The sequence below is a fragment of the Caulobacter sp. P1_B12_2 genome (genome assembly GCF_056406675.1).
Genome location: NZ_JBFTZS010000220.1, coordinates 1 through 7,424, shown reverse-complemented (window position 1 = coordinate 7,424; position 7,424 = coordinate 1). Strand labels below are relative to the sequence as shown.

Below are 7,424 nucleotides of genomic sequence, written 5' to 3'. Positions count from 1 at the left end.
GCCATCAGCACGGCGAACGACAGGCGGATGCGCGGCGGCACGACATTCTCGCCGATGCCGGGCATCAGCATGACCATCGCGCCGATCCGGGCGAAGACCAGGCCGCCTGTGTAGACCTGCAGAACGGTGGCGTAGCTGTCCAAGCCCTGCCCCCTACATCCCGGCGATCTTGGCGGCGATCTCTCTCATGAAGCCCGACATCAGCGCGCCCATCAGCGGCAGGAACAGCAGCAGGGCCACGAAGATCGAGACGATCTTGGGTGCGTAGACCAGGGTGGCTTCCTGGATCTGGGTCAGGGCCTGGAACAGGCCGATGGCCACGCCCACCACCAGGCCGACGATCAGGATCGGCGCGCAAAGCTGCAGGGTCAGCCAGATCGCGTCGCGGCCGACATCCAGAACTTCGGCTCCGCTCATCGGATTGGCCTCTACGTGACGCGCGTACGCGGGAACTGACGGTGAATCGCACCATCGCCCGTCATGGTTAACAGCCAGTTAGGGAGGATTAACAGGGGGCAGTTGCGCGCGTGGCGAAACGTCGCCGGGGTTAGCCTCTTTGCCCTATGGGGGAAGACGATCGCGCAGCGATCCGTAGGGGGAAGTGTTCACCCCTCTTCCCCCTTTGGGGGAGGAGGACCGAAGGTCCGGAGGGGGCAAGTGGTCACCGACCGTGCGGTTCACCGACTTGCCCCCACCTGACCGCTTCGCGGTCTGTCCGCCTCCATAGGGGACGGAGGGGGCGGAGGACGCCCCGCCTACTTCGGCTTCCTTGCTGCCTGGACTTCGATCTCCACCAGCATGCCCGGCTGGACCAGCGAGGTGATCTGGCTGGTGATGCGCGAGGGCTTGTTGGGCTGCTCGGGGGTGCCGAAGAAGGTCTTGTAGCTTTCCATCATGCCGGGGAAGTCCATCTTGCCGCCCTTGGCCGGGTCGCCCACCAGCAGGACGCGCATCATGACCACGTCGCCCATGGTCGCGCCCTGGGTCTTCAGCGCGTCCTCGATGCGCTTCAGCACGCCCAGGGTCTGGGTCTTGGTGTCGCCGAAGGTGGCCGTCAGGGCCGGGTCGCCCTTGGGGTCGAGCATCGGCGGGGTCATGCCGCTGACATAGATGGTGTCGTAGCCGGCCGGCACGGTCACCACGCTGGCGATCGCCGAGGTCGGCGCGCCGCCCCGGACGATCTGGGCGTTGGCGGCGCCGGTCGCCGTAAGGGCGATGGCGGCGGCGAGGATCAGGCGCTTCATGGTCGTCTCCTGTTGAATTGGGTCCGAAAATATCAAAACCGTTCCTCTTCACCGCTCATCCCGGCGAAGGCCGGGACCCAGATCCCATAGCGGTGTGGCTGACTGGAGAAGCTCTGAGGTCTTGGCGTCAGCCTCAAAGCCATTCCATCTGGGTCCCGGCCTTCGCCGGGATGAGCGGGTTTTTGGTTGCTAGTGAGCCTGCAGGCTGGTCGGCTTCTTCCCCGCCTTCAGCTTGGCCCGGGCGGCGGCGACGTCGGAGGCGCTGACCGGCTTGCCCTTGTTGCCCCACGAGGTGCGGACATAGGTCAGGACCGAGGCCAGCTCGAGGTCGGTGAGGTCGTCCTTGAACGCCGGCATGCCCGCTCGGCCGGCCAGGACCGTGGCCGTCATCGAGGCCGCGTCGCCCTGCACGAACGGGTCGCCAGCCAGGGCGGGAAAGGCGCCCTTGACCCCCTTCCCGGTCGTCTGGTGACAGGCCGAGCAGTTGTCGTTGAACAAGGCCGAGGGCGTGGCGGCCAAAGCCGTCGCCGAAACGGCGGAAGCGGCCAGCAGACCACAGATGAAAGCAACCGAGCGACTCATGGAAACTCCCCGAAGAACCTGGACGCAGGCATAGCGCGACTTCACGCCTTGAGCACCCGGGCGTGGATCTTGCCGATCTGCTGCCAGGCCGACTCGATGGCGCCGGCCTGCCAGCCGCCCAGATAGGTCAGGTGCTCGCCGGCCAGATAGATACGGCCGTCGGGCTCGGTCAGCACCGGATAGGCGTCCTTGCGGCCCTCCTCGCCCCACTCGGCCCAGCCGCCCAGATTGAACTGCGCCAGGTGCCAGCTGAACGAGAAGGCGTTCTCGAAGTTCTCGGCGTATTCGGGGAAGATCTTCTGGCCGGCGGCCACGGCGAAGGCCGCGCGCTCGGCCGGCGGCTTGGCGCTGATCTTGGCCGCCTCGCCGCCGAACGCGTAGTAGCCCAGCAGCACGCCCTTCTGACTTTGCCAGCCGGTGGACGGCAGGGTGATCGTGCCGATGCCCGGGATGTCGTTGTAGATATGGCCGCCGTAGATCTGGTGGTTCTCTTCCCAGAAGCGGGTCTTCATCTGCAGGCCGATCTTGTTGACCGGCGCATAGGCCACGCCGGACATGGCGGCCTTGAACGGCTTGGAAAAGTCGGCGTCGACGTTCTTGAGCACGCTGAGCGGGATGGTGCAGACGCAGTAGTCGGCGGTGATCGTGTCCTGCTCGCCGAACTTGTCGACATAGGTGACGGTCACGCCCTTGGGGCCCTGCTTGATCTTCTCGACCACGCACGAGTAGCGGATCATCGTTCCGACGTGCTTCTCGAAGCCCTTGGCGATCTGGTCCATGCCGCCGATCGGCTGCAGCATGGTGCGTTGCTGCTCGTAGCCGGACACCGAGCTGAGCACCCGCCAGGCCTTGGAGTGCAGCACGTCCGACAGGCTGTAGGGTGTCGAAGGCTTGCCGGGACCGGGATCCACGCCCGCGCCGGGATGGACGTCGAAGCCGCGGCCTTCCGTGCCGGTGTAGGCCAGATCGGTCGGCGACAGGCGCCCCTCGTTGATCATGTAGGCCACGAACAGTTCGCGGTCCGCCGGCGTCAGCGGCGCGTCGAGCTGGCCCTTGGAGGCGGCCTTGGCGATCATCTCGGCGGCGTAGCCGCGCGCGTCGGCGGCGATCTGGCCCTTGCGGATCGGCTTGCCGGCCAGCGGGCCGTCGCCCTTCTCGAAATAGACATAGGCCGCGTCGTTGTCGTTGACGAAGCTCTCCAGCTGCACCCCGAACAGCTTGGTGTAGTGCAGGGTCGAGCGGTGGTGATACGGGATCCGCCACGGGCCGTGGTTGATGTAGAGCCCCTCGTCGAACTCGCAGGTCTGGCTGTTGCCGACCAGGTCGGTGTGCTGGAAGCCCTTGCGGGCCGTCTGGCAACGGCCGCCGGCGAAGGACCGGGCCTCGATGATCTGCACCTGATAGCCGGCCTTGGTCAGTTCGTAGGCGGCGGTCATGCCGGCCAGGCCCGCGCCCAGCACCACGATCTTGGTCCCCTTGGGATCACCTTCCAGCTTGGGCGGCGCGGTCTGGGCCGACGCGAAACCGAAGCCCAGGGCGTCCATGCCGGCCATGGCCAGGGACACCCCGCCGAACGCCGCCAACCCCTCGAAAAACCGTCGCCGCGTCAACACGCCACTCGACGCCGCCGATTGCTCACCCATACGACCCCCGACTTTTTTGTCGCTGTGTCGATCGTCCGCGAACCGGACGCTCCAGCCCTGACATCTCGAAACTTGCGCCCCGCCGGGGCAATGCGAAACCCCCCATGGCGCCTGTAAAACCCGCGTATGCCGTGCCGGTGGGCGCCGGGGGCGCCGACTGTGCGAACGGCGGGCGACGTGAAATTTCACCCTTTGACTCAAAACGAAAAAAGAGCCGGGCGCGAGGCCCGGCTCCTTCCTTGGTCGTCGGTGTAGAGGGGATCAGAAGGTGTAGGCGACCTTGCCGTAGTAGTAGCCGCCGTTGATGCCGAACGGCGAGAACGACGGGAACTGGGTGACGTAGCCGTTGCTGTTGTTCTTCAGGTAGTGCTCCCGCAGCAGACCGTTGACCCGGTTGGGATAGCGGTTGAGCAGGTTGTTGGCGCCGACGCTGATCTTCACGCTGTCCAGCACCTGGTAGCCGACGTCCAGGTCGGTGATCAGGGCCGTCTTGATGGTGGTCTTCATCAGGGCAGACGAACCGCTGTCGTTGCTGAGGCCCGAGGACTTGCCGTAGACGGTTTCCTTCAGGTTCAGCGAGAACTTGCCGACGCTCCAGTAGCCGCCCGCGATGATCTTGTACTTGGGCGAGGTGTCTTCCAGGTTGGCGATCGCGATGGCGTCGAACAAGGTCAGCGACGGATCCAGGCCGGACGGGTTCGGCGCGATCTTGGTCACTTCGGTCTTGTTGTAGCTGGCGCTCAACGACCAATCGACCCGGCCCCAGTCGCCGAAATCGCTGTAGTAGGTGCCGACGAAATCGACGCCCTTGGTGCGGGTGTCCAGGCCGTTGACGAACATGTTGGCGCCGACGCTGTAGGTCGCGTTGGTGCGGATCGAGGGATCCACATTGACGCCGTTCGCCGCCAGGGCGGCGATGACCGCCGGCGAGACGATGCCGTTGGTCACCTTCGCGCCGCCGACCGTGATCACGTTCTCGCCGTACAGCGTGCCCGAGCTGACGATGCGGTTCTTGATGGTGATCTGATAGGCGTCCAGCGTCATGGTCAGCTTGGGCGCCAGGTGGGTGACGAAGCCGATGCTGATGTTTTCCGACTTCTCTGGCTTCAGGCCGTTGATGCCCAGCAGGCTCGCGCCCGGCGAGTTCGGCGGCAGTTGGCCGCTGATCGAGCTGGGCGAGACGTTGATGCCCGAATAGTACGACTCCGCCAGGGTCGGGGCGCGGAAGCCGCTGCTGACCGTGCCGCGCACGGCGATGGCCGGCGAGAAGTCGTAGCGGCCCGTCAGCTTGGCGACGGTGGTGTCGCCGAAGTCGCTGAAGTCCTCGTAGCGGACGGCGGCGTCCAGCTTCAGCGCCTCGATCGGGCTGACGGCGATGTTGGCGTACACGGCCTTGTTGTTGCGCTTGTGCTTGCCGGCGTTGACCGGGGCGAAGCCGAAATACGACTGCGAACCGCCGCCGTAATAGGTGGCCACCTCGCCCGGCCGGATCGCGTAGGTCTCCTTGCGATATTCCGCGCCCGCCGCGAAGGTCATCGGGCCGGCCAGGCCGACCTCGAAGTCGTGGCTGACGTCGAGGGTGTTGCTCCACTGGGTGTTGGAGAAGCCGCCCGCCAGGATGTCGGTCGGCGAATAGCCCTTGGTCGTGGTCGTGGAGGTGTCGGCGTACAGCGAGGCGTTGGCCGTATCCAGGACGCTGACCTCGTCGTCGTCCTTGCCGTAGGTCGAGCTCAGATCCCAGTTCCAGGCGTTGGTCACGCCGCTGATCCCGCCGGTGACGGCGTAGTCGGTTTCGTCGATCGACTCCTTGGGATCAAAGCCGAGGGGGAACGGGATGTCGGTCGCCATCTTGCCCTTGACCACGTTGGGCAGGCGATAGTTCTCGTGCGCGGCGCTCCACTTCTTGGCGATCGTGCCGAAGCTGTAGATCTCGATATCGGGCGTGACCTCGACGCCGCCGTTGTAGGCCAGCACGGTCTGACGGTACTGGGCGTCGCCGGCGATGCGGTTCACGTACGGCCAGTTCGGCGCGTTGATGACCTGCGGATAGCTCTTGGCCGGGCTGTTGGTGGCGCCGGCGTTGTAGATCGAGTCCACCACGCGCGGGTCGTAGGCGCCGCGGAAGCTGTAGCCGTGGTACTTGGTCTCGCCGGTCAGGTTCAGGTACGAATTCTCGGTCGGGGCGATGCCGATATTGGCGGTGAAGTCGCCGGTCGTGCCGCCGCCGTCGATATAGCCGCCGCCGTTGATGATCACCTCGCCGCCCGAGGAGGCCTTCTTCTGGATGATGTTGATGACGCCGGCGATGGCGTCGGTGCCGTACTGGGCGGCGGCGCCTTCCAGCAGCACTTCGATGTGGTCGACCGAGGCCAGCGGGATGAAGTTCRGGTCGGCGGCCGCGCCGCCCTGATAGGCTCCGCCCAGAACGGCCAGGTTGGCCGTGCCGTGACGGCGCTTGCCGTTCAGCAGGACCAGGGTGTGGTTGGGGCTGATGCCGCGCAGCTTGGCCGACAGGGTCAGGGCGGCGGTGTCGCCGCCGAAGGCCTGGGCGTTGAAGGACGGGACGTTCTGGGCCAGGGCCTGGATCATGTCCGGCTGGCCGGTTTTCTTGAGGATATCGGCGCCCAGGACGGTGATCGGCGCGGGGCTGTCGACGGCCTTCATGCCGGTGGTGCGCGTCCCCGTGACGATGACCGCCTCGAGTTCGGAGACCTCTGGCGACGGCTCGGGCGTCTCAGCCGCATAAGCATTGGCGCTGATTGCGAAAGCGATTCCGACGGTGGAAGCTCCTGCGAACAGGATGTTCCGCGAACGATTATTCATAATACCCCCTCGTGCGCTATCTAAGCGCGATTGTTTCTCTCCTCTGTGGCGTTTCCCGGTAAGCGTGTTCTTGTTGTTTAACGCGAATACAAACGCAACTCACGGCAATGGCCGCGATTGAAACAGTTCGTCGAACCTGAAATTTCTGCAAGCGCCGCGACCGTCACGGGATCGTAACGGACGTCATGAGCCCCCCTGGCGCCCCTTTGCACGGCGCCCGCCTTGGTTTTTGTGCAGTGCGATGATCAGGATTACGGCGCCTTTGCGGCGCCTGGGCGTCTCGCCGGTCCCAGGATTTTGGCCGATCGTCTCAGAAATGCGCTCGATCGAGGGGGTCGGGCACGCGGCTTCCAGCCCGGGAATCGACCGGATCGCGAAAATCCGCCTAGGGAACGAGAGTCGTCCGTCCCGCCCGCCGGCCGTCGGCCGAACGCGCCCGGACCTCGACCTTGCCGGCGACCGCCGCGCCTTCGACATAGGGCCGCCAGGGACCGCTCTCGATCCGATACTCGATCGGCAGGCCGGGGAATTCGACATTGGCCTTCAACCGGCCGCCCTCGACCACCGCGCCGACCGTCGGGATGCGATAGGCCACGCCGGCGGCGTCCAGCCGGGCCAGCTCGCGTCCGCCCAGCAGGTTGGCGAAGACGGCCCAGTCGGCGTCGCGCCGGACCCGCATCTGGACGGTGAAGGCGCCGGTCGTCGGATCATAGGCCTTGCCCGGCGTGTAGGGCGTCTCCCAGTTCGCGCCGTGCCAGGCCCGCTCGGCCAGGGCCAGCAGGCGCGGGTACAGCATGTAGTCGACCTGGGCGTCCGAGCGGATCGTCTCGCTCCACAGCTGGCCCTGCAGGCCGCTGAAGCGCACGCCGGGCTCCAGCGGATGCTCGTCCTTCGAGGTCTGCGCCTTGCCGTGCAGGTCGGTCCACAGCTCGGCATGGGCCGGCAGGTTCTCGGGCATGAAGTCGAACACCTTGCGGGTGTCGGTGGCGCGCGAGGGCCAGTCGTAGCCGCGTTCCTTGGGGTCGGCGGCCTGCGGGCTGTCGAAGTAGAGAACCTCCGGGGTCGAGATCACCACCTCCCAACCCTGATTGGCCTGCAGGTGGGCGCTGGCCGGTCCCTCGCCGCCCAGGGC

The 7,424-nt window shown here is 66.0% G+C and carries 7 protein-coding genes; all 7 read right to left on the bottom strand.

The window, feature by feature from the left end; all coding sequences use genetic code 11:
- Window positions 1–143, bottom strand: a 143-nt coding sequence (locus AC1DZ6_RS14565) for a flagellar biosynthetic protein FliR (protein WP_477097876.1), incomplete at its 3' end; no start/stop codon positions are given.
- 10 nt (window positions 144–153) lie between these two features.
- The gene (gene fliQ / locus AC1DZ6_RS14560; RefSeq protein WP_477097875.1) at window positions 154–417 is read right to left on the bottom strand and encodes a flagellar biosynthesis protein FliQ; all 264 of its coding nucleotides are present in this window, start codon (window positions 415–417) and stop codon (window positions 154–156) included.
- 338 nt (window positions 418–755) lie between these two features.
- On the bottom strand, window positions 756–1,244 hold the full coding sequence (locus AC1DZ6_RS14555) for a RidA family protein (protein ID WP_477097874.1): 489 nt from the start codon (window positions 1,242–1,244) through the stop codon (window positions 756–758).
- A 189-nt stretch (window positions 1,245–1,433) separates the two neighbouring features.
- Window positions 1,434–1,826: a c-type cytochrome gene (locus tag AC1DZ6_RS14550; protein ID WP_477097873.1), complete on the bottom strand. Its 393-nt coding sequence runs from the start codon at window positions 1,824–1,826 to the stop codon at window positions 1,434–1,436.
- A 41-nt stretch (window positions 1,827–1,867) separates the two neighbouring features.
- Window positions 1,868–3,469, bottom strand: a complete 1,602-nt coding sequence (locus AC1DZ6_RS14545) for a flavin monoamine oxidase family protein (protein ID WP_477097872.1) — start codon at window positions 3,467–3,469, stop codon at window positions 1,868–1,870.
- Window positions 3,470–3,730: 261 nt separating this feature from the next.
- Window positions 3,731–6,292: a TonB-dependent receptor plug domain-containing protein gene (locus AC1DZ6_RS14540; protein WP_477097871.1), complete on the bottom strand. Its 2,562-nt coding sequence runs from the start codon at window positions 6,290–6,292 to the stop codon at window positions 3,731–3,733.
- 385 nt (window positions 6,293–6,677) lie between these two features.
- Window positions 6,678–7,424: chitobiase/beta-hexosaminidase C-terminal domain-containing protein (locus tag AC1DZ6_RS14535; RefSeq protein WP_477097870.1), on the bottom strand; the 747-nt coding region annotated here is incomplete at its 5' end.

What these genes read in the sequence shown, in the direction of transcription:
- fliQ (WP_477097875.1), bottom strand. Translation starts at nt 417, where the DNA reads ATGAGCGGAGCCGAAGTTCTGGATGTCGGCCGCGACGCGATCTGGCTG.
- AC1DZ6_RS14555 (WP_477097874.1), bottom strand. Translation starts at nt 1,244, where the DNA reads ATGAAGCGCCTGATCCTCGCCGCCGCCATCGCCCTTACGGCGACCGGC.
- AC1DZ6_RS14550 (WP_477097873.1), bottom strand. Translation starts at nt 1,826, where the DNA reads ATGAGTCGCTCGGTTGCTTTCATCTGTGGTCTGCTGGCCGCTTCCGCC.
- AC1DZ6_RS14545 (WP_477097872.1), bottom strand. Translation starts at nt 3,469, where the DNA reads ATGGGTGAGCAATCGGCGGCGTCGAGTGGCGTGTTGACGCGGCGACGG.